The sequence below is a fragment of the Pseudomonas sp. 05N36 genome, assembly GCF_056397385.1.
Genome location: NZ_JBFTNH010000002.1, coordinates 24,877 through 47,843, shown reverse-complemented (window position 1 = coordinate 47,843; position 22,967 = coordinate 24,877). Strand labels below are relative to the sequence as shown.

The following is a 22,967-nucleotide window of genomic DNA, read 5'->3' as shown; positions in this document are numbered from 1 at the left end:
CTCACACTAGCGCGTTACGTTTTGCCATCTCGATAAGTTCTACCAGGGATTTGGCCTTGAGTTTTTGCATGAGTCTTTTTTTGTAGGTGCTGACGGTCTTGTTACTGAGGAACATGCCCTTGGCGATTTCCTTGTTGGTACGACCCTGGGCGAACAGTTGCAGGACCATCAGTTCGCGATCGTTGACGGACTTGAACAAGTCCAGTTCAGCGCAGAGCGCTACATCCCCGCGAACCGGGTTCAAGGCCTGGCTGGGGAAGTAGTTGTAACCGGACAGCACGGCTTTGATGGCACTGAGCAGCTCGCTGAGATCTTCCTGCTTGCAGACATAACCGGAGGCCCCGGACTGCATGCAGCGGATGGCGAACAGTGTTGGGCTCTGGGCCGTCAACACCAGTGTTTTCAGCGGGGTGCTCATTGCATTGAAACGGGAGAGAACCTCCAGTCCGTCGAGTTTGGGAATGCTGATGTCAAGAATGATCAGGTCGGGCATGCATTCGCGAACCATCTGCATCGCATCGACGCCGTTATCGGCTTCACCGACTACTTTGTAACCTTCATGTTCAAGCAACATACGAACCGCAAGGCGAATGACGGGGTGATCGTCAACAATAAAAATCGAGTTCATAATCATGTCCCATACGTGCGCAAATAAAGCGAGCACCTTAGCTCAGATAAGTGCGTTGACGCATGAACTGAGGAGGCTGTAGGTGCAATATAGGACATGTCCTACATTAAAAGAGGCAGCAGACTACGCATGAACTAGGTTTGGGAGGAAGAGCGAGAATATTAACCGGGCATGTAGGCGCGTTTATTCAGGGTCGACATGTGCTTTTGCAATACGCAGCAAATCACAGTTTTCTGATGCGTAATGGCGCTGAGGGTTTTCTGTTTGTCGTGAGGTGTCTGAGGGGGGCGTTAATTGTGTTTATTTATAAAGGTCGGGAAGGGTCAACAAGTTTATAAATTCAGATTGTTTCAGTGGCTTTGCCAAATAACCAAGTAATGGCAGTCGTTGTTCATGTGCATTTTTTTTCAAGGTGTCCAGTTCGGTTGGGTCAAGGCTGCTCAGGATGATTGCCTGTCGTATCAGGCCCTGGTGACTGGCAATGCCGATCAAATCAAGGCCGGAGAGGTCTGGCAGGCATTGATCACACAGTAGTATTTCGTAGGGGCGCTGTACTTGTATCATCGTCTGTAATGCATTTTCGGCATTATCTACGGCGGTGACCTGAGTAAAGCCGTAACTCTCAAGCAGGTATTGGGTGGCTTTCAGCTGAAAAGGATGGTCCTCCACCAGTATGATGCGCAAATCGTAGTTGAACATATAGCTTTCCATGAGGGTGGTCGAACTGCGGTAGGTGTCAGAAATAATCTTGTTGATTTAATCCGTACTGTCTTGTTTGCCGTTGCTGGAGTTCTATCGGTTGTAGGGCTTCCAATCCTGTGGTTCAGGATAGAGTGATTATTTTGTGTGTATACAGAGCAAGCGATCAGTTTGCTCTGTACAGGGTGTAGGGAGATTCTTCCGGTACTACAAAGTGTTGGGGGGATGATCAGCCGTCACGGAATATTTCGGGGCGGCTGATCGATTTATTTTTAGTGGTGACTGGAGCGTCCGGTCATTTCCAGTGCCATTTCGCTGGCATAGCTGTCGGTCATTCCGGCGATGAAGTCGATCATGCGTAAAAACGAGTTATGCAAAGGACCCTGCGGGTCGGGTGCATTATTTCCCAGCAGATCGAGTATGCGACGATTCTTGAATGAAGCCGTACGACCGCCGTGCTGTTCCAGTGCCGCCCCACAAAAGCCATTCAACAGAATTTCCAGCGTGGTGTAAGCGCCGATTTCATGCAGGGTTTTGCGCTTGTCCTGGAAGATTTTTTTACGCGCCATGTCCTTGGCATTCAACACACAGCGCTTGGCGGGCCCATGCATGTGTTCCACCAGATCGCCGTGAAGGGTGCCGGCCAATAGCGCGTCCTGTTGCTCGACGAATGCCCGTGCCGCAGCGTTGGTCAGGTGCTCGATGGCTTTGCCGCGCAGAATCGCCAGTTTGCGGCGACGCGAGTCATCAGGGCCGAGTTGACGGTAGGTTTCCGGAAGATCATCACCGACCAGGCCGAGCAACAGGGACTCCACCTCGGCATATTCCAGAAGCTCCATCTCCAGGCCGTCTTCAAGGTCGATCAAGGCGTAGCAGATGTCGTCGGCGGCTTCCATCAGGTAGACCAGAGGATGTCGGGCCCAGCGCTGCTCCTCGAGTTGAGGCAGGCCGAGTTTCTGGGCGATCTGCTCCAGCAGGGGGAGTTCGCTCTGATAGCAGCCGAACTTGTGTTTTTTGTAACCCAGCGAATCGGCATGGCGCGCGGTCCACGGGTATTTCAGATAAGTGCCCAGTGTTGCGTAAGTCAGCCGTGTACCGCCGTCAAACTGGTGGTATTCCAGCTGGGTCAGGACCCGGAAGCCTTGGGCATTGCCTTCGAAGTTGAGGAAATCGTTGCGTTCGACTTCGCTCATGGCGTCCAGCCAGCCTTTGCCCGCGGCTTGTTGGAACCAGTAGCGGATGGCGTCTTCACCCGAGTGGCCAAAGGGTGGGTTGCCAATGTCGTGGGCCAGGCACGCTGACTGCACTACCATGCCCAGATCGCTAGGCTCGCACCAGTCGGGCAGGGCGCTGCGGATGGTTTCTCCGACGCGCATGCCCAATGAGCGCCCCACGCAACTGACTTCCAGTGAGTGGGTCAGGCGCGTGTGGATATGGTCATTGCTGGATACCGGGTGAACCTGGGTCTTGCGCCCAAGACGGCGGAAGGCGCCGGAGAAAATGACCCGGTCGTGGTCTTTATGGAAAGGGCTGCGACCGAGCTCTTCCGGGCTGTGTAGCGGTTTTCCGAGGCGTTCACGATTAAGCAGGGTATGCCAATCCAAGGCAGGTTCTCCGTCAGGAGGCTGATTGGGGTCTGTTGATCTACGGGTCTTTGCGCGAGGAGCCTCGCAGCACCAGCTTGATCAGCGGCAACAGGCTGGTGCCTAGCTGGACTAACCGAGTGACACCGCTGATGCCACCGCCCTTGGCGCCCTTGGCGGTGAGGAAGCCCAGCAAGGTTACGGCGGCGATGCCCCAGAGTGGCGCGTGCTTGATGCCCAGCCCCTCTTGAAAACTGTGCGTCATCCCACGTACGCGGTGCAAGGGTTCCAACAACTGCCGGGATTCGTGGCGAATTTCCTGGCGATGCATTTCCATGCGCAGGCGTATCAATGCCTTGCGCATCTCTTGTCGGGAACTGTTTTTGGGGATTTCAGGCAGGTTCATGGCAGCAGGCGCTCCCTGTCGTTCGCCAGCTCTTGAAGGGTGGCATTGAACGGTGAAGTTTCATCGAAGATCGCCGCTTTCAAGCGCATGCCACAAAAGAGTGCCGCGAGCGCATAGAAAACGCACAGGCCGATGATCCCTGCCAGGCGATAAGTGTCCCACAGCAGAATCAACACCAGCGCCGAAAGCCCGATCAACAGCAGTAAAGCGAAAACCAGTGCCAGCCCTGCGAACAGCAACAGGCTTACGGTGCGGGCTTTTTGCTCCTGCAATTCGATGCCGAACAACTCGACATGGCTGTGCAGCAACCCGAGAAAAGCGGCACCCAGGCGTTGCGATGAAGACCCCGTACCTGTTTCGGACGAGCCGGATTCACCGATAGCCATATCAGCGCCGCGTCGTCAGCAGGCCAATCAAAAAGCCTACGCCGGCCGCAATGCCAACCGCTTGCCAAGGGTTGGCCTGAACATAGTCTTCGGTGGCGGTGACAGCTTCCTGGCCGCGTTGGCGCAAGGAGTCTTCGGTCAGTTTCAGGGTTTCGCGAGCCCGCTGCAGGCTTTCGTGAATCTGGCTACGCAACTCATCGGCTTGATCACCAGCCAGTGTCGCCGTGTGTTCCAGCAACCGTTCGGTGTCGCTGACCAATGTTTGAAAATCTTCCCTGAGGATTTCTTGAGCAGTCTTTTCCGTTTTTCTGACCATGATGATCTCCATTATTGGTGTGTGAAATGTTCGAGTATGAGCCTTGTTCGAAGGTTCAGTGCTAGGGGGCGTTCTCAATTTGTTTCCCCACCGTGTTGAGAACATCCCTTAAAGCCTGGTACAGCTTTTGCTATGTCGTGGTGCGTCAGCCAGTGCTGTTGTACTGAAACTGGGCATGCTTCGTGAAAACCTTAACCTAAATAATAGAAACTCGCGCAAACACCCGAGCAACGATCGACCTCAATGAGTTTTTTGCGCCAAAACGGTTCGCCGGAATAAGGATGAATGCCAAGTCTGGTGTCAACTTGGTGCGTAAATTGGCTCGACGAACCGCTTTGGTGCTTTTGCGACTTTAAGGTCTGCCAACTCCATGGAAAATTTGCAAAGTGCTGTGGACAGCCTGGTCCATAGCTCCAATACGCTGTTCATTCTGATCGGCGCTGTCATGGTTCTGGCCATGCACGCCGGTTTCGCTTTTCTGGAAGTCGGCACGGTTCGGCAAAAAAACCAGGTCAACGCGTTATCGAAGATCCTCAGTGACTTTGCCATTTCAACGCTGGCTTATTTCTTTATAGGCTACTGGATTTCCTACGGTGTCACTTTCATGCAACCGGCCGCGGTAATCAGCGCTGATCACGGTTATGGGCTGGTGAAATTTTTCTTCCTGCTGACCTTTGCTGCCGCCATTCCGGCAATCATTTCCGGGGGGATTGCCGAGCGCGCCCGATTCGTTCCGCAGTTGTGTGCGACGGCATTGATCGTGGCGTTCATTTATCCGTTTTTTGAAGGTGTTGTCTGGAACGGAAACTTCGGTCTGCAAGCCTGGCTGTTAGCTCGCTTTGGTGCCGGCTTCCATGATTTTGCCGGTTCTGTGGTAGTGCATGCCATGGGCGGTTGGCTGGCATTGGCGGCAGTATTGCTGCTCGGTCCGCGCAATGGTCGGTATAGAGACGGGCGCCTGGTGGCGTTTGCGCCGTCGAGCATTCCGTTTCTGGCATTGGGTTCGTGGATTCTCATTGTCGGCTGGTTCGGCTTTAACGTGATGAGCGCGCAAACCCTGCAAGGCGTCAGCGGTCTGGTGGCGGTCAACTCGTTGATGGCGATGGTCGGTGGCACGGTAGCCGCGTTGATTGTCGGTCGTAACGATCCGGGGTTCCTGCACAACGGTCCACTGGCAGGGCTGGTGGCAATCTGTGCCGGCTCCGACCTGATGCATCCGGTTGGCGCACTGGTGACCGGAGCCATTGCCGGGGCCTTGTTTGTCTGGTGTTTCATTGCGGCGCAAAGCCAATGGAAGATCGACGATGTGCTCGGTGTTTGGCCGTTGCATGGTCTTTGTGGCGTTTGGGGCGGGGTTGCCTGCGGGATTTTCGGTCAGAGCGCCTTGGGCGGGCTCGGTGGCGTCAGCCTGATCAGCCAGGTGATCGGCACTGCACTCGGGGTGGCCGTGGCACTGATCGGAGGCTTTGCGGTGTATGGCACGATCAACAAGCTGTTGCATGGGCTGCGGCTGAGCCAGGAAGAGGAGTATTACGGTGCGGATCTGTCGATCCACAAGATCGGTGCCGTCAGCCTGGATTGATTGCCTTCAGCTAAATGGTCGGGCACGCGCAGGAAATTTTCCGGTTCTGCGCGAGCAACCCGACCACACTTCATTATCCCGCCAACAGCCGAGCTTCACAGGCTTCGATGGCAGACAAGGTGCCTGACATCAACACCCGATCGCCCGCCAGCAAACAGGTGGCGCCCTCAACTATCAAATCAGCGCCATTGCGCTGAATGGCTTGCAGGTCCACCCCCAACTCCTCGAGTGCCAGCTCATTCAAGGGCCGGCCGCATGCATGGGCATCCATTGTCAGGTTGACGGCATACATCAATATTTTTGGCTGCCCACGACTGTCCAGCAGGTTGCTCTGCGCTCCGTGATAGAAACCGTGCAGCAGGCGATAGCGCCCATGTCGCACTTCGTCGACACGCTCCTGGACCTGCGGATGGGGCAAACCCAGCATCAGCAACGCGTGGGAAGCGAGCGTCAGACTCGATTCCAGCAGTTCCGGGACAACCTCGTTGGCTCCGGCCGCCTTCAGTTCGGCCAACTGGCTGTCGTCACGGGTTCGAACCAGTATCGGGACCTGCGCGTTTACCCGGCGTGCTGACTTGAGCACGGTCATGGCTATATCGGTCTTGTCCACAGCGATCACCAACAGTCGTGCGCGTTCAAGTCCTACGGCACCCAGCAGTTCCACACGCCGGGAATCGCCATAGTGCACACAGCTTTCACCTGCCGCGGCTTGATGAACACGAACCGGGTCATCGTCCAGTGCAACGAAGGGTTGACCTTCGCGGCGCAGAAAACGCCCGATGGACTGACCCACCCGGCCGTAGCCGCAAATCACTACATGCCCGCGCAGCTCGGCGTTCAATGCAGCGATCTGATCGAGTTGCGCTTCCTTATCGGGTTTGCGGTGCAAGCGTGCGGCAATGCCCGGTGCTGCGCGCAGCAACAGTGGTGTCAGCAGCATCGAGCAGAATGTTGCAGCCAGTAACAGACCGCTGAGCTCGGCCGGCATCAGTTTGTTCTGTTGCATCTGTGCCATCAGCGCGAAGCAGAATTCACCGCCTTGCGCCAATGCCAGGCCGCTGCGCCAGGCGGTTTCGCCGTCGCTGCCGCGCCATTTGACCAGTGCCGCGACCACGCTGCCCTTGATCAGCAGCAACCCCAATGTCAGGCCGAGAATCAACAGGCCATGGCTGGCGAACAGCTGCAGGTCGATCAGCATGCCGATACTGACGAAAAACAGCCCGAGCAGAATGTCGCGGAACGGGCGAATATCGGCTTCGATCTGATGTCGGTAATGGCTCTCGCCCAGCAACATGCCGGCAAGGAAGGCACCTAGGGCGGGGGAGAGTCCGAGCAGATGAGTCAGCCACGCTGTCAGCAATACGATGACCAGGGCCAGCAGGACGAACAGCTCGGCGGAGCGCGAGGCGGCGACTTCGTGGAACAGACGTGGCAGTAACCAGCGACTGGTCAGCAACAGACCGACAAACAACAGCAGGGTTTTACCCAGTGTGATCGGCAGCGCCCAGTACCAGCTTTGATCGCTGCTGCCAGCGAACACCGGGACCAGCGTCAGCAACAGCACCGCAACGACATCCTGAAACAACAGCACGCCAATCGCATTCTGGCCGTGACGGCTGAAGATCTCGCCGAGGCTGCTCAACTCCTTGCTGACAATCGCCGTGGACGAAAGCGCCAGACCGGCGCCGAGCAGCATGGCCGGGGTGGCGGGCATGCCGAGCAACATCAGCAAGCCGCCCAGCAGTACCCCCGAGCACAGCACTTGCAGGCTGCCGAGACCAAATACCACACGCCGCAGCGCAAACATTTTCGACAGGGAAAACTCCAGCCCCAGGGAGAACAGCAGAAAGACTACGCCCAACTCGGCGAGATCAGGTAGATCCTGATTGTCATTCACCCAGCCGAATGCGCGGGGCCCAACCAGCAGTCCGACGCACAGGTAGCCCAGCACGGGAGGCAGCTGAAGACGCCGAAACAGGGCAATCACCACTAATGACGAGGCGAGGATGATCAACAAATTGGCAAACACGACATGCTCCGTTTCGATGCCGGGACATTCCCAGCGTAGAGGCAAAAAAAGCCGCGAGCATCGCGCAGTTGGAGCCGAGGCCGAATGATTTACATCAGGGTTTTACCGGGCAGCTAAAATTGGCTGTTGTCACTGGGATCCCGTTGCTCGACGACTTTTCATCCCGGGCCTAGAATAGTCACCCAATCCTCGTTGGTCTGTTTGTCATGACTCCTGAATGCCAGTTGTTCGGCACCCTTGGTTGCCATCTCTGTGAACTCGCAGAAGCAGAGCTGATGCCGCTGGTCGAGCATGGGTTGTTGGTGGAACTGGTCGACATTGCCGACAGTGAAGCGTTGTTCGAAGCCTACGGTTTACGCATTCCGGTGCTGCGCCGTGTTGATACAGGGGCCGAGTTGGGTTGGCCCTTCGACGCCGAACAGGTCGTGGCATTCCTGCGCTAAACCCCTTCTCGTTTTCAGCGACAGCCGTTCCGCCTGTCGTGCTCCTCAGGTAATGCGTTGGCGTAACCCCGATTATTCGTTTACTGTATGTGCATACAGTTATTCGCGTTAGAGGGAAGTGCATGGTCAATGTCGAACAATTGAAAGCCAGCGTGAATCGCATGTCGGCTGATGTGGTCCATGAGGCAGTACTGGAGTTGCGCCTGGATGGCCTGGTTACGGAAGGGAAAACGCCATTCAACAAATTGCACTTCAACACGTGCTTCGCTGAAATCGAAGCCTTGTTTCAGCGCGCGGGTTACCACCGTCAACTGGATGTCGTGGGTTATCAAGGGTTGTTGTATGCGCTTTATGATCCCGGCCGCTGGGAGGCTGTCGATGTATTGCGCTGGCTGAAGGAATTTACCGAAGCGGCGGCGCAGCGAGCGTCGCTGACCGCGTGATAATCATGAGGGCGACATCGCCCGGGTCCTTGTTGGATAATGCACGCCTGCATCAGGGCCAGAGCTTTCGTATGTCCACCTCATCTTTTTCCGCCGCACAGAACCAGGCCAGCACGCTGTACCTGCCGCCTGGCGCCTGGTTGACCGTTCTCGACTGTCTGTGCGAGCACTTCAGCGCCATAGGTCGCGAACAATGGCTGGACAGGATTGCCCGTGGCCGCGTGCTGGATGGCCAGGGTCATGCGATTACCGTTGATCTGCCTTACAAGGAAGGGCTGCGGATTCACTATTTCCGGGAAGTTCCTGACGAGAAAACGATCCCGGTGCTCGAGACGATTCTGTATGCCGACGAGCATCTGGTAGTCGCGGACAAACCACACTTTCTGCCGGTTACTCCAGCAGGCGAGTACGTCGAGCAGACGCTGCTGCGGCGTTTGATCCGTCGCCTGGATAACCCGCACCTGGTGCCGTTGCACCGTATAGACCGACACACGGCTGGGCTGGTGCTTTTTTCGGCCAACCCCCAGAGTCGCTCGGCTTATCAGTCATTGTTTCCGACTCGACAGATCGAAAAACGCTACGAGGCAATTGCTCGCGCCTTGCCTGAATTGTCGTTTCCGCTGGTGCACAAGAGCCGCCTGGTCGATGGCGAACCCTTCTTTCGGATGCAAGAGGGGCCCGGTGCGAGCAATACCGAGACGGCAATTGAAGTCATGGAGAAGAATGCCGATCTCTGGCGTTATGCGTTGTATCCGGTGACTGGCAAAAAGCACCAGTTAAGGGTCCACATGACGGCGTTGGGGGCGAGTATCTGCAATGACCCGTTTTATCCCGACGCATTGAAAGATGTTGAAGATGATTACGCCAATCCGTTGAAACTGCTGGCCAAAGGGTTGCGTTTTATCGATCCGGTGACCGGGCTGGAGCGAAGCTTTGAGAGCGAAATCACCCTGCAGTGGTGATTCCCCTACGGTGGTGATGGCACTGCTTAAGCACGGCATTCAGTGAGTGGCTTGGGCTAAGTGAGGTCTGCTTTTGCCAGAGATGACAAAGCCCGCACATTGGCGGGCTTTTTATGTACCTGGCTGTCGCCGTGAGGCTTACAGGTCTTTAACGGTACGAATCTGATCTTTGTTGATGCGGGTGTGCTTGCCATCCAGTTGCTCGAATTCGTAAAAACCCGATTTGGAATCAAATTGTGGTGTGTCGACCGACTGGATCTCGCGACCGTCATTCAATGTGATCACCGCGGGCGATGAGCAACCGGCGAGGGTAGCGAGGCCCAGTGCGAGCATGAGAGTGGCGAGGGTCCGATGAGTCATGTGTTTTCTCCGAATATGAATTCTTTTGAGTACTGGGCTCAGACGTATGCCTGGCGTGCAAGTTCCTTGGTTGGCCTCATTCTGGCACGTTGCTGTGCAGGCTTAACAGCTCAGGTGTATTCAGGTTGGCCAGGCGTCGATCGTTTTCGGGGCATTGCAGTGCGACGGCACCCAGGTTGCGCATGATGCGTCCGGGGCTGCGTTCACCCTCGTTCCAGGCGTTTTCAAACTCGCCTGCCAGTGCTACGGGGATAATGCACAGCAACGGTTCCCAATGCTCGCCCTGGCGTAGCATCAAGGGTTTGTCCGGCTGTTGGCAGGCGGCTTCTCGCATGGCCGTGAGCAGTTCGGCGTCAATGCGCGGCACGTCGCAGGGCAGTACCATCAAATGGGGATGTCGCGCGACCGCCAACCCGGCGCGAATCCCGGCCAATGGGCCCGGGAAGTCGCTATTGTCGTCATGCACCAACTGGTCGGCATAAAGCGCGTATTTTTCCAGGTTGCGGTTGCAGGAAATGATCAGGTCATCACTCAAACCGCGAGTCTGGTGGTGCAGATGTGCAATCAAAGGCTGGCCTTGCCACACCAGTAGCCCCTTGTCCTGACCGCCCATGCGCTGGCCACGTCCCCCCGCCAGAAGCAGGATGGAGCAGGGCGGCAACTGGAAGTTCGAGGTCATGCAGCATCTCCATCGGTGCGGTGAAAAAATGAGGCGCTGTGATATAACACCGGGCTGTTTCTCCTACAACTGGACGAGCCTATGAAAGCCAAGGCTGATGTACCTTTCGCTCCGCTGAACATTGCGGTGCTGACTGTCAGTGATACCCGCACGCTGGAAACCGATACCTCGGGTCAGGTCTTCGTTGACCGCCTCAGTGCCGCCGGGCATAACCTGGCCGCACGTATTCTGCTTAAAGATGACCTCTACAAAATTCGTGCGCAAGTCGCGACCTGGATCGCTGACGATGTCGTGCAAGTGGTGCTGATTACTGGCGGTACGGGTTTTACCGGTCGTGACAGTACACCGGAAGCGGTCAGTTGCCTGCTGGATAAGCAGGTTGACGGGTTTGGTGAGTTGTTTCGGCAGATCTCGGTGGCGGACATCGGCACCTCGACGGTGCAATCGCGTGCATTGGCAGGGTTGGCCAATGGCACGCTGGTCTGCTGTCTGCCGGGCTCCACCAATGCGGTGCGAACCGGTTGGGACGGGATTCTCGCGGAGCAACTGGATTCGCGGCATCGTCCGTGCAACTTCGTCGCTCACTTGAAACAGGCGGCACCCTGTGAATCCCGTGGGTAAGCCGGGCAAGACCGGCAGCTTGATGCCCGTCGAAGTGGCGTTGGCACGCTTGCTGGAAATGGCTGAGGCATCGCCAATCCTTGAGCGCGAACGATTGCCGTTGGCCGCGACCCAGGGCCGTGTTCTTGCCGAAGACCTGGTATCGACCCTTGATCTGCCGCCGTGGCCCAACAGCGCCATGGATGGTTATGCCTTGCGCCTGGCCGATTGGACTGGCGAGCCGCTGGTGGTCAGCCAGAGGGTCTTTGCCGGGCAAGCTCCAGAGCCATTGGCACCGGGTACATGTGCTCGGATCTTCACCGGTGCCCCGGTGCCAGTGGGGGCAGATTGCGTTGAAATGCAGGAAAACGCCGAGGTCCAGGCGGACCAACGGGTACGTTTTACCGAGCAGATGCGCGCAGGGCAAAACATTCGCCCACAAGGTCAGGAAACCACGGTGGGTGAGCAGGTATTGACCGCCGGTACGCGCCTGGGTCCCATCGAACAAGGTTTGGCCGCGTCACTGGGGTGTGCAGAGCTTGAAGTCGTGCGCAAGGTACGGGTTGCGGTGCTGTCCACCGGGGACGAGTTGGTTGAGCCCGGGCAAGCCCTCGGCCCGGGGCAGATCTATAACAGCAATCGGGTATTGCTGTGCAGCTGGTTGCAGCGTTTAGGCTGCGAAGTGATCGATGCGGGGATTCTGCCGGACGATTTGCAGGTCACTCGCAATCGGCTCGCTGAACTGGGCGATGTCGACCTGATCCTTTCTACGGGCGGTGTATCGGTAGGCGAGGCGGATTTCCTGGGTATTGCGCTGCGCGAAGAGGGCGAACTGGCCTTGTGGAAGTTGGCCATCAAGCCAGGGAAACCACTGACGTTCGGGCATTTTCGAGGCGTGCCGGTGATTGGGCTGCCTGGCAATCCTGCGTCGACACTGGTGACCTTCGCCTTGTTGGCACGCCCTTATCTGTTACGCCGTCAAGGCGTGAGAGAGGTTCGGCCGCTGCAGTTTCAGGTTCCGGCAGGATTCGTCTGGTCCAAGGCCGGTAATCGCCGGGAATACCTGCGCGGTCGTCTGGAGCATGGGCGGGCAATTATCTACAAGAATCAGAGCTCGGGTGTGTTGCGCAGTGCCGCTTGGGCCGAAGGGCTGGTTGAAGTGCTGGAAGAGCGCACCTTGGTTGAAGGTGACTGGGTGAACTTCATCCCGCTGAGTGAAGTGCTGGGCTAGATCGTTGCACACTACAGCCTCACCAGCGCCAGGCCCGACGTGGATCACGTCGGGCCTGGCGTTTCGTGGTGCGGGTTACGCGTTAAGCAGCATCACGAGTTGATCGAAGCGACTGTTGGCGATCCAGCCGAGCAGGCTGATGATCACCGCCGCAGCGCCTGCCGAGTAGGCAAGCCTGTGTTTGATGGACTTGACGTTGTTTCGGACCTCTTCCATATCTCTGCGGATGTACTTGAGGTGGGTCTCCAGCTCTACAACGCGCGGTTCCATGTCGCTCCCTCCAGGTGTGTTGACGGTGCAATTGCATTCAGTCGGGTGAGCGATGTGGCCGGTGTTTGGAGGCGCCCCCCGGTTCGCTGGAAATCGGAAGTCATGGCTTTGCATTAAGTGCATGGCTCCCTGCCTGATAGACCCTGGTCATATTGCGTGCACATCCTTGTGTGTTTTTTGCTGTTGCCTGATAACTGCAGTCACAAGGTGTACCAATACCAAATGACCGTCAATTGGGCATATTCATCATGACTTGTAAGAAAAAAGTCGGCATGTAGGACTCTTCTGAGTGCCTGAGGGATAGGCACTGCAGGGCGTTGCATCTGGCCTAATCGTCGAGACTGATGATTTGTTCGCGCACGGCAAACAGTACCAGGCCCGCGACATCGAAGATCTGCAAGCGCTTCATGATCTGAGAGCGGTGGGTTTCCACCGTTTTGATGCTCAGGCCCAAGCCATTGGCAATCTCGCGAGTGGATTTGCCACGCACGATCAAGCGCAGAATCTCTAGCTGACGAGCCGTCAGGTTATGTGTGTCGACGGGTTCTGGCTGGCCTTTCTGGGCACGCACCAGCGCCTGGTTGATCACCGTGTGAGCGATGGCCGGGCTCAGGTAGCGTTCGTTGTTGCGCAAGGCTTCAAGCGCGTGTTCCAGCTCTGTGGAGGTGGTGTCCTTGAGCAGATAGCCGTGAGCGCCTGACTCCAGGGCTTGCATGATCAGCGTCGGGTCGGTGTGCATCGAGAGGATCAGCACTTTACTTTGTGGGCGCACGGCCTTGAGTCTTTGCAGAGCCTCAAGCCCGCCGGTTTCCTTCATGGATATATCCAGCAGGATGATGTCGGGGCTCAGCTTCTCGACCATTTCGAGCAGTTGTGCACCATCATTGGCTTCACCAATGACGGCGTAACCGGGAATATCCAGAACCAGCGCACGTACGCCGGCTCTGATCAGCGAGTGGTCATCCACCAGAAGCAAGTTACAAGTCAATGTTGAACCTTATTCGTACTGGCTCGTTCGAGCGCACGGGGTGCCCAGGGGAAAAGTGCTTCGATCTGCGTACCCTTGCCGGGCTCGCTGATGACACTCAGGGTGCCGCCCAGTTGTTCGACCCGCTCCGACATGCCGGCCATTCCGCGTTGCCCTTCACGTCCAGGATGGGTGGCAGGAGAAAAGCCCTGTCCATCATCGCTGATAAACAGCGCCAGTCCTTGGGGCAGACGTTGCAGGCGAATCAGCAGGTTATTGGCTTGGGCATGGCGCAGCATATTGGTGACGGCTTCCTGAGAAATCCGAAACGCCGCCACCGCCATTTCTTCCGGAATACCGGTCAGGCGCTGCTGGCATTCAAGGCTCCAGTTCACGGCAGTATTGGCCAGCGTCTTGAGCAGATGCGCACGCAAACTGGCTTCAAGGCCAAGGCTGGTGAGTTGTCTTGGATTGAGAATGGCCGAGACATCACGAACTTTGTTCAGGGTTTCTTCCAGCGTGTCGCAGAGCAGGGTGCAATGGCTTTGCAGTTCTTCGGGCTGACGTCGCTTGAGCCATTCACTTTGCAGCTTTGCCGCCGTCAGCAATTGGCCGATATCGTCGTGGAGTTCACGGCTGAGCCGATGGCGTTCGTTTTCCTGTACTTCCAGCAAACGATCGGCCAGTTCCTGAGGCTGGAACCTGATCGATTTACGCGAAGTGCGATGCTGCACCCAGACGCTGGTGGCCGCTGCAAGATTCAATATCAGCAGTGCGACTGGAAATTGGCTGGACAGGCAGTAAACCAGCAGGTTACCGACCGCTGAGCACAGGCACAGCAGCAGAGTGAACTGACGAATGCTTTTTCGGGAGGGTGGCCAAGAGGCGACTGACTTGAGGCTGGCGTACATAGCGGATGGAGCCAATGAAGGTTCGCTGCGGGCAGACCGGCCATGGTGGCTGACAGGCCTCTGTATGAAAAACGCTGGTAATTGAATAGTGGGGTTCAAGTTAGCGCAGTCTGATTGTCAAAATCGAATGTTGCACTGTGCAAGGGGATAGGCCCGCCTGAAGTCAGAGTGCCATAGCGTAGAACCAACTAATTGGGCCGCATAATACCACTTAACATACCGTTGGTCGCGTTCGCTATATATGCCCAGATGGTCAGGAATTTTGCCGTTGCTGAACATCTGCTCCGCGTTGGCGGTCATGGGCTGGTGACTGAGCGTCCAGCGTGAGTCATTACGTACTCATCAGTTTGCAGCGCTCTGGATGGGTAGCTCAGGAGGTTGGAAGTCGGCAACTAATGCTTGGGTTATTAACTTGATTCTGTCGTTAAAAGATATGAAGAATTCAATTGCGACGCGAAGCGTTGTTGCTGAAAGTGTTAAAAACTATCAAACGATGCCATGCATTATTTGATGCGGGTCAGGCATGTCTTGCCGAAAGCATGGCGCAAGCGAGTGGCGTGGAGGGTAATGCCAGGCGCGTCGGGGGACGGCCAATTTCCATTGCGAAGGCTTCGATCAATGATATCTGTTCGGCGTCATCGAGGCTGAGTTGGCCGGTAGTCACGTCGACCAGTTCAAGTTGCCAGGCCATCAATGTGAAGCACTCTTTCAAGGCGCGCAGTGCCTGGTCGTTCAGATCGATTTGATTGCGTGCGCCGTTGAGCAAGGCGTGAATGCACATCGAGAACTCGGATACCGCCCGCAGTGCCAATGCATCGGCCCGGTTGGCCAGGGTGAACAGTGTGTTCAGCATGCAGTCGATGGCGTCCTGATCATTGCTGATCAGTTGCAGGTGGCTCAGGCATTCCTCGGATTTGGCCAGCAGGGTTTCTGCCTCGATCAGGAATTCGGGCAGTCGCTGAGTCCAGTTTTTACGATCGTTCAGCATGCTTTTCTCCACGACATCAAGTCAGGTGATGCAATAAGCCGTATGGCGAACGGGCGTAAGGTACTGCCGGACCACGACCGGAATCTGTAGGGCAGTTCTGATTTTTTGCTGCTGACGATGAACGGTCTGCTTGTGTTCGACGCGAATACCCCGATGGAGCGAGGCTGATTGACAGCGTAGCGAGATGCCGAACTCATTGGCCGTGAGGTATGAACGGCGTAACCCGGCGGGCTGAAAAAAGAGCTCGGCGACGGTACTTCGATCACGAACAAAAGCCTGACTCCATTCATGCAGTGAGAATGGCGTCACATTAATGGCTATTGGATATCGCGAATATCAGGCTGATCCCGATTGCGGCTAGGGGATTCCCTTATGCGGCGGAACTTGACACGCAAAGAGGGGGCGCGCGCAGGGCTGTGCGGTGGATGAAATAGCCGCTTCAGTAGAGCATGATGTTAATGTGACATCAATTCCTTTGCGTGGCATTTTGTTTGCGGGTCAAGATTGCGTGAGATCCGCCGATAACTTTCTTTAGTGAATTCATCAGAAAAGCCCAGGAGTCATCAATGGCCAGCATTCTCGACACAGTAGATCAACGCACGCAGCTGGTGGGTGAGAATCGCCTGGAAATTCTCATGTTTCGCCTGGCCGGTCGGCAGTTGTTTGCCATCAACGTCTTCAAGGTGCAGGAAGTCCTGCAATTGCCAAAACTGACCTTGATGCCGCAGCGTCACCCGTTTGTCTGTGGTGTGGTCAATCTGCGTGGCCAGACGTTGCCGGTGATCGACCTGTCCCAGGCCATCGGTATGCGGCCGCTGGTGCCGGGGCCCAACAGCACCATCATCGTGACCGAGTACAACCGCTCGGTGCAGGCCTTCCTGGTCGGTGGCGTCGATCGCATCGTCAACATGAACTGGGAAGCCATTCTGCCGCCGCCAACCAGTGCCGGCCGCCAGCATTACCTGACGGCCATCAGCAAGGTCGATGACCAACTGGTGGAGATCATCGACGTCGAAAAAGTACTCGCCGAGATTGTGCCTTACAACGCCAAGGTTTCGCGTGACAAGCTCGAAGACCCGGTGCTGGAGCGCGCCCGCGGTCGTGAAGTGCTGCTGGTGGACGACTCCAACGTAGCCCTGTCCCAGTTGCGCGATACCCTGGGTCAGCTCGGGGTGAAAATGCACATCGCCAGAGACGGTCTGAAGGCACTGAACATGCTCAAGGCCTGGGCTGATACGGGTGTGTCCATGACCGACAAACTGCTGATGATCTTCACCGACGCGGAAATGCCCGAGATGGATGGTTACCGCCTGACCACCGAGATTCGCAACGATCCACGCTTGCGCGGCTTGTACGTCGTCCTGCATACCTCGCTGTCCGGCAGCTTCAACGACTCGATGGTGAAGAAGGTCGGTTGTGACAATTTCCTCTCTAAATTCCAGCCAGACAAACTGGTCGACGTGGTGCGCCAGCGCCTGATGCTCGACGCAGTCCCGGCCTGACAGAGCATCGCGGGCAGGCAGGGTGCCTGCCTGCGATGTGCTTCTTTGATTCGTCTGCCTGCTCGTATATCGTGGGGCTTTTGCCCACCAGGGAGCTGGCCATGTTGCGTCTGAGCGCGCTTTACCGTTATCCACTCAAGTCCGGCAAGGGCGAAACCCTGCAACAGGCCAGCCTGGATAAACTGGGGCTGGAGGGGGATCGACGCTGGATGCTGGTGGACGAGGCCAGCGGACGTTTCCTGACACAACGTGCGGAATCGGGCATGAGCCAGTTGTCGGCGTTGTGGAATACCTCCGGTGGCCTGACGCTCAGTGCGCCCGGTCACTCGTCGATCGATATTGCCCTGCCTGCCAGCGACGCAGAACTGCGTGGCGTGACCATCTGGCGCGATACCCTTCGGGTTCCCGATGCGGGGGATGCTGCCGGTGCCTGGGTCAGTGAATTCATTGGCAAACCTACCCGATTGGTGCAGGTGCCCGAGGCGCTGGCCCGCACCACTCAGGCCGGCTACGGCAAGGAGGACGATAAAGTCGCCTTTGCCGACGGTTTTCCGCTGTTGTTGATTGGTCAGGCTTCGCTTGAGGACTTGTCGCAACGGGTTGGCCGTCCACTGGATATGTTGCGTTTTCGACCGAATCTGGTGATCGAGGGCAGCGAGGCATTTGCCGAGGACGGCTGGAAGCGCATTCGCATTGGCGATGTCGAGTTTCGTGTGGTCAAGCCGTGTTCACGCTGCATCCTCACCACCATCGACCCGCAAACCGGTGAGCGCAGCGACGACCGCGAACCCCTGGCTACGCTGCAGAAATACCGTGCGCAAGAGGAAGGCGCGATGTTTGGCCAGAACCTGGTCAACGATGGCAATGGCCGACTCGAAGTCGGCATGCCGGTAGAAATCCTCGAATGACGCTGTAATGCCCGAATGAAAAATGCCCGTGTCTTTCGACACGGGCATTTCTTTATCGCAGTGAAACGCTTAGCCGCGGTATTCGCACAGGTAAGCGGTGTCGACGGCGACTTTCAGCTGGAACTTGCTGTTGGCCGGTACGTTGAACTGGCTGCCGGCGGCGAAGGTTTCCCAGTCACTGCTGTCAGGCAGTTTGACGGTCAGGGCCCCGGAAACCACGTGCATGATCTCACGCTGGCTGGTGCCGAATTCGTATTCGCCCGGTGCCATGACGCCGATGGTGGCCGGACCTTCGGCAGTGCCGAAGGCAATCGACTTGACGGTGCCGTCGAAGTACTCGTTGACTTTAAACATGGGCGATTCCTCGAAATGGGCTAAAAAGGCTGGCCAGTATGCACAAGGCCTTTTCGTCCGTCACCTGTTGCCCTCAAGGATCAGACTGGAAGAATCAGCGGTAACAACCGCGCAGTATTACGTGCATCTTCCAGCGCCCGGTGCTGTTGACCGGTAAATTGCATACCCGCCAATTGCAGGGCGCCATTGAGCCCCAGCGGCCGCTCCAGTCGGCGGGCCTTGGCAAAGCGCTGCTTCAGATTCATGTGGGGGACCCGGCTCAGGGCACTGTCGAGTTGCAGGCGTTGCCATTCCTGAAGCAGTTGTTTGCGGTCGTAATCGCCCCAACTGGCCCAGCCTTCGAGGCGCGTGTGATGTTGGCCGAGCCAGCGCTCGAACAGCGGCCAGACCTCGGTCAGCGGCTGGGCAGCGTCAATGTTGGCTTGGGTGATGTGGGTCAGCTCGCGACAGAAAGGGGTCAGCAACGGTCGTCGCAGTGGGCGAACGAAGCGCTGGAAGTAGTCCAGTTCGCGGCCTTCGCGATTGACCAGGGTGGCGCCGATTTCGATGATTTCCATCTCGGTTACCGGCCAGCCACCGTCATCAGTTGTCGCTTCGAGATCAATTACCAGCCAATGAGGCATCGCAGGTTTCCTGGTGTCCGCGTCCTGATGAGGCTGAGCGTAGCCAAATGCGGCAGATCCGCCTAGCGGCTTATTCAACCTCCAACAAAATCTGACGATTTTTTACCTGATCGCCAGGGCTGACCTGCAACCGTTTGATCACACCGTCGATGCCGGCCTTGAGCGGGTGTTCCATTTTCATTGCCTCCAGTACCAGCAACAATTGCCCCTTGCTCACCGATGAGCCTTCACTGACCAGTACGTCGACAATCGCACCATCCATCGGGGCTTTCAGCGTACCGGTGCCGGTGTCGACCTGACTACTGACGGGCGCCAATGTCTGGTCTTGCAGCAGCAAGCTGCCGGGGCGAGTGAACAACCACAATTGTCCGGCGACCAGTTGATAGGCGTAGCGGCGGCGAATGCCGTTGACTTCCAGGTTGGCCGAGCGGGCGTTGATATCGAGCAGTTTCAGTTGCAGCGTTTCCCCGGCGACTTGAATGCTCAGTTGCCCGTCGGGCAGGGCCGTCACTTCGGTTGACCAGCGATCACTATTAAGGCCGATCTGTTGCAACAGCGGCGCGTTGGCGTTGTTGCGCCAACCGGCAAGTCCTGGCGGATGAGCGCCAGCGGACTGTTGATAGAACAGCGCCGTGGCGATAGCCAACTCTTCGGTCGTGGGCGCGTGCGGATGAAGGCTGGGGTGATCGGCGAAGTGTTGCGCGATGAATCCGGTATTGAAGTCCCCGGCGATGAACTGCGGATGCTCCAGCAAACCGGCAAGCAGACGCTGATTGGTCTGCAAACCCAGCAAGGCACTGTCCTGGACTGCCCGCAGCAACTTGCGCCGAGCCTCTTCGCGGGTGGCACCGTAGGCGATGATTTTGCCGAGCAGCGGGTCGTAAAACGGACTGACCTGCTGGCCCTCAAGCAGGCCGTGGTCAATTCGCACCCCGTCCGCGAGGGCCGGCTCCCAGCGCATAATGCGCCCGGTCTGGGGCAAGAAACCCTGCGCCGGATCTTCGGCGTAAAGACGTACCTCCATCGCGTGGCCCTTGAGTTCGACCTGTTCCTGGCGCAGCGCAAGTGGCAACCTGGCTGCGACATCCAGTTGCCAGGCCACCAGGTCCAGGCCGGTAATCATCTCGGTCACCGGGTGCTCGACCTGCAAGCGGGTGTTCATCTCCAGGAAATAGAACTGCCCTTGTGCATCGAGCAAGAACTCCACGGTGCCGGCGCCGACGTAATTCACCGCGCGTCCGGCCTTCAGCGCCGCCTCGCCCATGGCCTGGCGCAGTTCGGTTGTCATCACCGGGCACGGCGCTTCTTCGATGACTTTTTGATGGCGACGCTGGATCGAGCAGTCGCGCTCGCCGAGGTAGATCAGGTTGCCATGCTGGTCACCGAACAGCTGAATCTCGACATGGCGCGGTTCGATCAGCGCTTGTTCGAGAATCAACTCGTCGCTGCCAAACGCGTGCAGGGCTTCGGAGCGTGCGGTGCGGATCTGCGCAAGCAAATCATCCGCACTGTGCACCAGGCGCATGCCGCGCCCACCGCCGCCGGCGCTGGCCTTGATCATCAGCGGATAGCCGATGCGTTGGGCTTCGCGGCTGAGGGTGGCGTCATCCTGTTCCAGCCCTTGGTAACCGCCGATGCACGGCACGCCAGCGGCGAGCATGGCGATTTTCGACTGGCGTTTACTGCCCATCAGTTCGATGGCCGCAGGACTTGGACCGATAAAAGTGATGCCGGCCTGGGCACAGGCGGTGGCGAATTCAGCGTTTTCCGAGAGGAAACCGTAGCCGGGATGGATCGCGTCCGCGCCGCAACGCAATGCAGCGTCGATGATCGCCGCACTGTTCAGGTAGGACTGGGCAACGGCAGCGGGGCCGATGTTGAACGCTTCATCGGCCATGTGCACGTGCAGGGCGTCGGCGTCGGCGTCGCTGAACACCGCCACCGTGCGATAACCCAGCGCCTGGGCGGTACGCTGGATGCGACAGGCGATTTCACCGCGGTTGGCGATGAGGATTTTGCGCAGGGTGGGCATGGGGCTGTTCCTTTTGTTGTGTGTTGCCTGTCGGGCCGTCATCGCGAGCAGGCTCGCTCCCATAGGGGAATGTATTTCCAATGTGGGAGCGAGCCTGCTCGCGATGCTTTCAAGGCGCCCAACCCGGTTTGCGTTTCTGTACGAAGGCCATCGTCCCTTCGACACCTTCCGCCCCGGTCACGGCTTCACTGAACCACTCGGCCGCCTGGTCGAGCAACGGCCCGAGCGGCTGTTCGGTGCTGGCCAGCAACAAGGCCTTGGTCGCGGCATTGGCGCCAGGCGCGCAACACAGAACATGGGCAAGCACCGCATCCAGACGTTCAGCCAGGGCTTGTGCATCGTGTTCGACAAAATGCACCAGCCCCAGACGTCGCGCTTCATGCCCGTCAAAACGCGCGGCGGTCAGTGTCAGGCGTCGTGCCTGAGTGAGACCGATACGCTGGACCACAAACGGTGCGATTTGCGCGGGCAGCAGGCCGAGGCTGGTTTCCGGCAAGCCGAACTGGGCATTGTGATCGGTCAGTGCAATGTCGCTGATACACACCAGGCCGAAGCCGCCTCCGAGCACTGCACCCTGCAGCACGGTGATCAGCACTTGCGGCGCGTGCTGGGCTTCTTCGAGCAGGGCGCCAAACGCGCGGTTCAACTCACGGTAGGCCTGCTGACCTTGAGCGCGGGCATTGGTCATGTCTTTCAAATCGCCGCCGGCAGAAAAATGCCCGCCGGCACCGCCGAGCACCAACGCGCGAATGTCCCGGTCATCGCGCACCGCCGCAAGTACTGCGCGCAATTCGGCGACCATCTGCAAGCTCATGGCGTTGCGGCAGTCTGGCCGGTTCAAGGTGATGTGCAGAACGCCGTTGTGCAGTTCCAGCAGCAGGGTCTGGCAAACGGGCAAGGTGGTCATTTTTTCTTCCCGGGCAGGATGCCCATCAATTTGCAGATGATCCCCAGCATGATCTCGTCGGCGCCGCCGCCGATCGACACCAGGCGCACATCGCGGTAGGCGCGGGCCACCGGGTTGTCCCACATATAGCCCATGCCGCCCCAGTATTGCAGGCAACTGTCGCTGACTTCCCGGCCCAGTCGCCCGGCCTTGAGTTTGGCCATGGACGCCAGGCGCGTGACGTCCTGGCCTTTGACGTATTGCTCGGTGGCCTGATAGACCAGCGCCCGCAGGCATTCGATTTCGGTTGCAAGCTCGGCGAGGCGAAAGTGAATCACCTGATTGTCGATCAGTGCCGTGCCAAAGGTCTTGCGCTCCTTGCAATACTCGATGGTGCTGTCGATGCAGTATTCCAGGCCCTTGATCATGTTCGCCGCACCGAACAGGCGTTCCTCCTGGAACTGCAGCATTTGCATCATGAAGCCTGCGCCTTCGTGGCCGATGCGGTTGCGTTGCGGCACGCGCACGTTGTCGAAAAATACCTGGGCGGTTTCCGAGCTGCGCATGCCGAGTTTGTCCAGAGGCGAACTGAGGCTGATGCCGGGGCTGTTCATCGGCACCATGATCAACGACTTGTTGATGTGCGCCTTGTCGTCCGAGGTGTTGGCCAGCAGGCAGATGAAGTCGGCGCTTGGGGAGTTGGTGATCCACATTTTGCTGCCGTTGATCACGTAGTCGCCGCCGTCCTTGCGCGCGGTGGTTTTCAGCCCGGCAACATCAGAGCCGGCACCAACTTCCGAGACGCCGATGCAGCCGACTTGTTCACCGGTGATCGCCGGGCGGAGGAATTCTTCACGCAGCTCATCGGAGCCGAAACGGGCGAGGGCCGGGGTGCACATGTCGGTCTGCACGCCAATCGCCATCGGAATCCCGCCGCAATGAATGGTCCCGAACTCTTCAGCGGCGACAATCGAATAGCTGTAGTCCAGGCCCATGCCTCCGAATTTTTCCGGTTTGGAAATCCCCAGCAGACCGAGTGCGCCGGCCTTGCGGAAAATCTCGTGGATCGGAAAGCGTCCGGCCTTTTCCCATTCATCGACGTACGGGTTGATTTCGCGGTCGACAAAATTGCGTACGGTACGGCGCAGTTCTTCGTGTTCCTGGGTGAAGATCATTTTT

Annotated in this window: 26 protein-coding genes; 8 read left to right on the top strand and 18 right to left on the bottom strand. The window is 57.6% G+C overall.

What is annotated here, in order from left to right; genetic code table 11:
- Position 1: 1 nt before the first annotated feature.
- From AC1DIH_RS03240 to AC1DIH_RS03215, 6 genes are all read right to left on the bottom strand, one after another.
- Positions 2–628: a response regulator gene (locus AC1DIH_RS03240; RefSeq protein ID WP_477770571.1), complete on the bottom strand. Its 627-nt coding sequence runs from the start codon at positions 626–628 to the stop codon at positions 2–4.
- A 300-nt stretch (positions 629–928) separates the two neighbouring features.
- Positions 929–1,327, bottom strand: a complete 399-nt coding sequence (locus tag AC1DIH_RS03235; protein ID WP_477770570.1) for a response regulator — start codon at positions 1,325–1,327, stop codon at positions 929–931.
- A gap of 272 nt (positions 1,328–1,599) precedes the next feature.
- Positions 1,600–2,931, bottom strand: a complete 1,332-nt coding sequence (locus tag AC1DIH_RS03230) for a deoxyguanosinetriphosphate triphosphohydrolase (RefSeq protein ID WP_477770569.1) — start codon at positions 2,929–2,931, stop codon at positions 1,600–1,602.
- A 40-nt stretch (positions 2,932–2,971) separates the two neighbouring features.
- Complete coding sequence (locus tag AC1DIH_RS03225; protein WP_477770568.1) at positions 2,972–3,316, bottom strand: hypothetical protein; 345 nt, start codon at positions 3,314–3,316, stop codon at positions 2,972–2,974.
- Positions 3,313–3,702: a phage holin family protein gene (locus AC1DIH_RS03220; protein WP_477770567.1), complete on the bottom strand. Its 390-nt coding sequence runs from the start codon at positions 3,700–3,702 to the stop codon at positions 3,313–3,315. The genes AC1DIH_RS03225 and AC1DIH_RS03220 overlap by 4 nt, the downstream gene beginning before the upstream one ends.
- A gap of 1 nt (position 3,703) precedes the next feature.
- The gene (locus AC1DIH_RS03215; protein WP_477770566.1) at positions 3,704–4,018 is read right to left on the bottom strand and encodes an ElaB/YgaM/YqjD family protein; all 315 of its coding nucleotides are present in this window, start codon (positions 4,016–4,018) and stop codon (positions 3,704–3,706) included.
- 370 nt (positions 4,019–4,388) lie between these two features.
- Between AC1DIH_RS03215 and AC1DIH_RS03210 the strand changes: the two genes are divergently transcribed.
- A complete protein-coding gene (locus AC1DIH_RS03210; RefSeq protein WP_477770565.1) occupies positions 4,389–5,600 on the top strand; it encodes an ammonium transporter in 1,212 nt (403 codons plus the stop codon).
- 73 nt (positions 5,601–5,673) lie between these two features.
- On the opposite strand, the gene AC1DIH_RS03205 is transcribed toward AC1DIH_RS03210, so the two are convergent.
- Complete coding sequence (locus tag AC1DIH_RS03205; RefSeq protein ID WP_477770564.1) at positions 5,674–7,629, bottom strand: monovalent cation:proton antiporter-2 (CPA2) family protein; 1,956 nt, start codon at positions 7,627–7,629, stop codon at positions 5,674–5,676.
- Between the two features lie 206 nt (positions 7,630–7,835).
- Between AC1DIH_RS03205 and AC1DIH_RS03200 the strand changes: the two genes are divergently transcribed.
- The 3 genes from AC1DIH_RS03200 to AC1DIH_RS03190 all read left to right on the top strand — a co-directional run bounded on the left by AC1DIH_RS03200 (position 7,836) and on the right by AC1DIH_RS03190 (position 9,477).
- Entirely contained in the window at positions 7,836–8,072 is a 237-nt protein-coding gene (locus AC1DIH_RS03200) for a glutaredoxin family protein (RefSeq protein WP_019692894.1), read from the top strand.
- 122 nt (positions 8,073–8,194) lie between these two features.
- Positions 8,195–8,515 carry a transcriptional regulator gene (locus AC1DIH_RS03195; protein WP_477770563.1) on the top strand — a complete coding sequence of 107 codons (321 nt, stop codon included), beginning with the start codon at positions 8,195–8,197 and terminating at the stop codon, positions 8,513–8,515.
- A gap of 71 nt (positions 8,516–8,586) precedes the next feature.
- Positions 8,587–9,477 carry a pseudouridine synthase gene (locus tag AC1DIH_RS03190; protein WP_477770562.1) on the top strand — a complete coding sequence of 297 codons (891 nt, stop codon included), beginning with the start codon at positions 8,587–8,589 and terminating at the stop codon, positions 9,475–9,477.
- Positions 9,478–9,615: 138 nt separating this feature from the next.
- On the opposite strand, the gene AC1DIH_RS03185 is transcribed toward AC1DIH_RS03190, so the two are convergent.
- Both AC1DIH_RS03185 and mobA read right to left on the bottom strand, forming a co-directional pair.
- On the bottom strand, positions 9,616–9,837 hold the full coding sequence (locus AC1DIH_RS03185) for a YgdI/YgdR family lipoprotein (protein WP_145017075.1): 222 nt from the start codon (positions 9,835–9,837) through the stop codon (positions 9,616–9,618).
- A gap of 76 nt (positions 9,838–9,913) precedes the next feature.
- Positions 9,914–10,516 (bottom strand): molybdenum cofactor guanylyltransferase MobA, encoded by a 603-nt coding sequence (gene mobA, locus AC1DIH_RS03180; RefSeq protein ID WP_477770561.1) that lies wholly within the window; start codon positions 10,514–10,516, stop codon positions 9,914–9,916.
- Positions 10,517–10,597: 81 nt separating this feature from the next.
- Here mobA and moaB point away from each other — a divergent pair, with 81 nt between their 5' ends.
- Together moaB and AC1DIH_RS03170 are read left to right on the top strand one after the other, a co-directional pair.
- The gene (gene moaB, locus AC1DIH_RS03175; RefSeq protein WP_054596381.1) at positions 10,598–11,137 is read left to right on the top strand and encodes a molybdenum cofactor biosynthesis protein B; all 540 of its coding nucleotides are present in this window, start codon (positions 10,598–10,600) and stop codon (positions 11,135–11,137) included.
- 22 nt (positions 11,138–11,159) lie between these two features.
- Complete coding sequence (locus AC1DIH_RS03170) at positions 11,160–12,347, top strand: molybdopterin molybdotransferase MoeA (RefSeq protein WP_477770812.1); 1,188 nt, start codon at positions 11,160–11,162, stop codon at positions 12,345–12,347.
- A 75-nt stretch (positions 12,348–12,422) separates the two neighbouring features.
- On the opposite strand, the gene AC1DIH_RS03165 is transcribed toward AC1DIH_RS03170, so the two are convergent.
- The 4 genes from AC1DIH_RS03165 to AC1DIH_RS03150 form a co-directional block, all read right to left on the bottom strand.
- A complete protein-coding gene (locus tag AC1DIH_RS03165) occupies positions 12,423–12,731 on the bottom strand; it encodes a hypothetical protein (protein ID WP_477770560.1) in 309 nt (102 codons plus the stop codon).
- A gap of 214 nt (positions 12,732–12,945) precedes the next feature.
- Positions 12,946–13,605, bottom strand: a complete 660-nt coding sequence (locus AC1DIH_RS03160; protein WP_477770559.1) for a response regulator — start codon at positions 13,603–13,605, stop codon at positions 12,946–12,948.
- Entirely contained in the window at positions 13,602–14,495 is an 894-nt protein-coding gene (locus AC1DIH_RS03155) for a sensor histidine kinase (protein WP_477770811.1), read from the bottom strand. The genes AC1DIH_RS03160 and AC1DIH_RS03155 overlap by 4 nt, the downstream gene beginning before the upstream one ends.
- Before the next feature lie 517 nt (positions 14,496–15,012).
- Positions 15,013–15,483, bottom strand: a complete 471-nt coding sequence (locus tag AC1DIH_RS03150) for a hypothetical protein (RefSeq protein ID WP_477770558.1) — start codon at positions 15,481–15,483, stop codon at positions 15,013–15,015.
- A 566-nt stretch (positions 15,484–16,049) separates the two neighbouring features.
- On the opposite strand from AC1DIH_RS03150, the gene AC1DIH_RS03145 reads away from it, so the two are divergent.
- Positions 16,050–16,985, top strand: coding sequence for a chemotaxis protein CheV (locus AC1DIH_RS03145; RefSeq protein ID WP_477770557.1), 936 nt, complete (start codon positions 16,050–16,052; stop codon positions 16,983–16,985).
- Between the two features lie 101 nt (positions 16,986–17,086).
- Positions 17,087–17,893, top strand: coding sequence for an MOSC domain-containing protein (locus tag AC1DIH_RS03140; protein ID WP_477770556.1), 807 nt, complete (start codon positions 17,087–17,089; stop codon positions 17,891–17,893).
- A gap of 69 nt (positions 17,894–17,962) precedes the next feature.
- Here the strand turns inward: AC1DIH_RS03140 and ppnP are convergent, their stop codons facing one another.
- The 5 genes from ppnP to atuD all read right to left on the bottom strand — a co-directional run bounded on the left by ppnP (position 17,963) and on the right by atuD (position 22,963).
- Positions 17,963–18,247 carry a pyrimidine/purine nucleoside phosphorylase gene (gene ppnP, locus AC1DIH_RS03135; protein WP_007940055.1) on the bottom strand — a complete coding sequence of 95 codons (285 nt, stop codon included), beginning with the start codon at positions 18,245–18,247 and terminating at the stop codon, positions 17,963–17,965.
- A gap of 80 nt (positions 18,248–18,327) precedes the next feature.
- Complete coding sequence (locus AC1DIH_RS03130; RefSeq protein ID WP_477770555.1) at positions 18,328–18,870, bottom strand: 3'-5' exonuclease; 543 nt, start codon at positions 18,868–18,870, stop codon at positions 18,328–18,330.
- Positions 18,871–18,940: 70 nt separating this feature from the next.
- On the bottom strand, positions 18,941–20,902 hold the full coding sequence (locus tag AC1DIH_RS03125; protein ID WP_477770554.1) for an acetyl/propionyl/methylcrotonyl-CoA carboxylase subunit alpha: 1,962 nt from the start codon (positions 20,900–20,902) through the stop codon (positions 18,941–18,943).
- A gap of 109 nt (positions 20,903–21,011) precedes the next feature.
- Positions 21,012–21,809: an enoyl-CoA hydratase/isomerase family protein gene (locus AC1DIH_RS03120; RefSeq protein WP_477770553.1), complete on the bottom strand. Its 798-nt coding sequence runs from the start codon at positions 21,807–21,809 to the stop codon at positions 21,012–21,014.
- On the bottom strand, positions 21,806–22,963 hold the full coding sequence (atuD, locus tag AC1DIH_RS03115; protein ID WP_477770552.1) for a citronellyl-CoA dehydrogenase: 1,158 nt from the start codon (positions 22,961–22,963) through the stop codon (positions 21,806–21,808). Before atuD ends, AC1DIH_RS03120 begins: the two co-directional genes overlap by 4 nt.
- Between the last annotated feature and the right edge of the window lie 4 nt (positions 22,964–22,967).

Excerpts from the sequence above, each read along its gene's own strand:
- mobA (WP_477770561.1), bottom strand. The coding sequence starts at position 10,516 with ATGACCTCGAACTTCCAGTTGCCGCCCTGCTCCATCCTGCTTCTGGCG.
- AC1DIH_RS03170 (WP_477770812.1), top strand. The coding sequence starts at position 11,160 with ATGCCCGTCGAAGTGGCGTTGGCACGCTTGCTGGAAATGGCTGAGGCA.
- AC1DIH_RS03210 (WP_477770565.1), top strand. The coding sequence starts at position 4,389 with ATGGAAAATTTGCAAAGTGCTGTGGACAGCCTGGTCCATAGCTCCAAT.
- AC1DIH_RS03150 (WP_477770558.1), bottom strand. The coding sequence starts at position 15,483 with ATGCTGAACGATCGTAAAAACTGGACTCAGCGACTGCCCGAATTCCTG.
- AC1DIH_RS03125 (WP_477770554.1), bottom strand. The coding sequence starts at position 20,902 with ATGCCCACCCTGCGCAAAATCCTCATCGCCAACCGCGGTGAAATCGCC.
- AC1DIH_RS03240 (WP_477770571.1), bottom strand. The coding sequence starts at position 628 with ATGAACTCGATTTTTATTGTTGACGATCACCCCGTCATTCGCCTTGCG.
- ppnP (WP_007940055.1), bottom strand. The coding sequence starts at position 18,247 with ATGTTTAAAGTCAACGAGTACTTCGACGGCACCGTCAAGTCGATTGCC.
- AC1DIH_RS03195 (WP_477770563.1), top strand. The coding sequence starts at position 8,195 with ATGGTCAATGTCGAACAATTGAAAGCCAGCGTGAATCGCATGTCGGCT.
- AC1DIH_RS03220 (WP_477770567.1), bottom strand. The coding sequence starts at position 3,702 with ATGGCTATCGGTGAATCCGGCTCGTCCGAAACAGGTACGGGGTCTTCA.
- AC1DIH_RS03155 (WP_477770811.1), bottom strand. The coding sequence starts at position 14,495 with ATGTACGCCAGCCTCAAGTCAGTCGCCTCTTGGCCACCCTCCCGAAAA.
- AC1DIH_RS03165 (WP_477770560.1), bottom strand. The coding sequence starts at position 12,731 with ATGCAAAGCCATGACTTCCGATTTCCAGCGAACCGGGGGGCGCCTCCA.
- AC1DIH_RS03200 (WP_019692894.1), top strand. The coding sequence starts at position 7,836 with ATGACTCCTGAATGCCAGTTGTTCGGCACCCTTGGTTGCCATCTCTGT.
- AC1DIH_RS03130 (WP_477770555.1), bottom strand. The coding sequence starts at position 18,870 with ATGCCTCATTGGCTGGTAATTGATCTCGAAGCGACAACTGATGACGGT.
- AC1DIH_RS03185 (WP_145017075.1), bottom strand. The coding sequence starts at position 9,837 with ATGACTCATCGGACCCTCGCCACTCTCATGCTCGCACTGGGCCTCGCT.
- AC1DIH_RS03190 (WP_477770562.1), top strand. The coding sequence starts at position 8,587 with ATGTCCACCTCATCTTTTTCCGCCGCACAGAACCAGGCCAGCACGCTG.
- AC1DIH_RS03225 (WP_477770568.1), bottom strand. The coding sequence starts at position 3,316 with ATGAACCTGCCTGAAATCCCCAAAAACAGTTCCCGACAAGAGATGCGC.
- AC1DIH_RS03140 (WP_477770556.1), top strand. The coding sequence starts at position 17,087 with ATGTTGCGTCTGAGCGCGCTTTACCGTTATCCACTCAAGTCCGGCAAG.
- moaB (WP_054596381.1), top strand. The coding sequence starts at position 10,598 with ATGAAAGCCAAGGCTGATGTACCTTTCGCTCCGCTGAACATTGCGGTG.
- AC1DIH_RS03215 (WP_477770566.1), bottom strand. The coding sequence starts at position 4,018 with ATGGTCAGAAAAACGGAAAAGACTGCTCAAGAAATCCTCAGGGAAGAT.
- AC1DIH_RS03235 (WP_477770570.1), bottom strand. The coding sequence starts at position 1,327 with ATGTTCAACTACGATTTGCGCATCATACTGGTGGAGGACCATCCTTTT.
- AC1DIH_RS03120 (WP_477770553.1), bottom strand. The coding sequence starts at position 21,809 with ATGACCACCTTGCCCGTTTGCCAGACCCTGCTGCTGGAACTGCACAAC.
- atuD (WP_477770552.1), bottom strand. The coding sequence starts at position 22,963 with ATGATCTTCACCCAGGAACACGAAGAACTGCGCCGTACCGTACGCAAT.
- AC1DIH_RS03145 (WP_477770557.1), top strand. The coding sequence starts at position 16,050 with ATGGCCAGCATTCTCGACACAGTAGATCAACGCACGCAGCTGGTGGGT.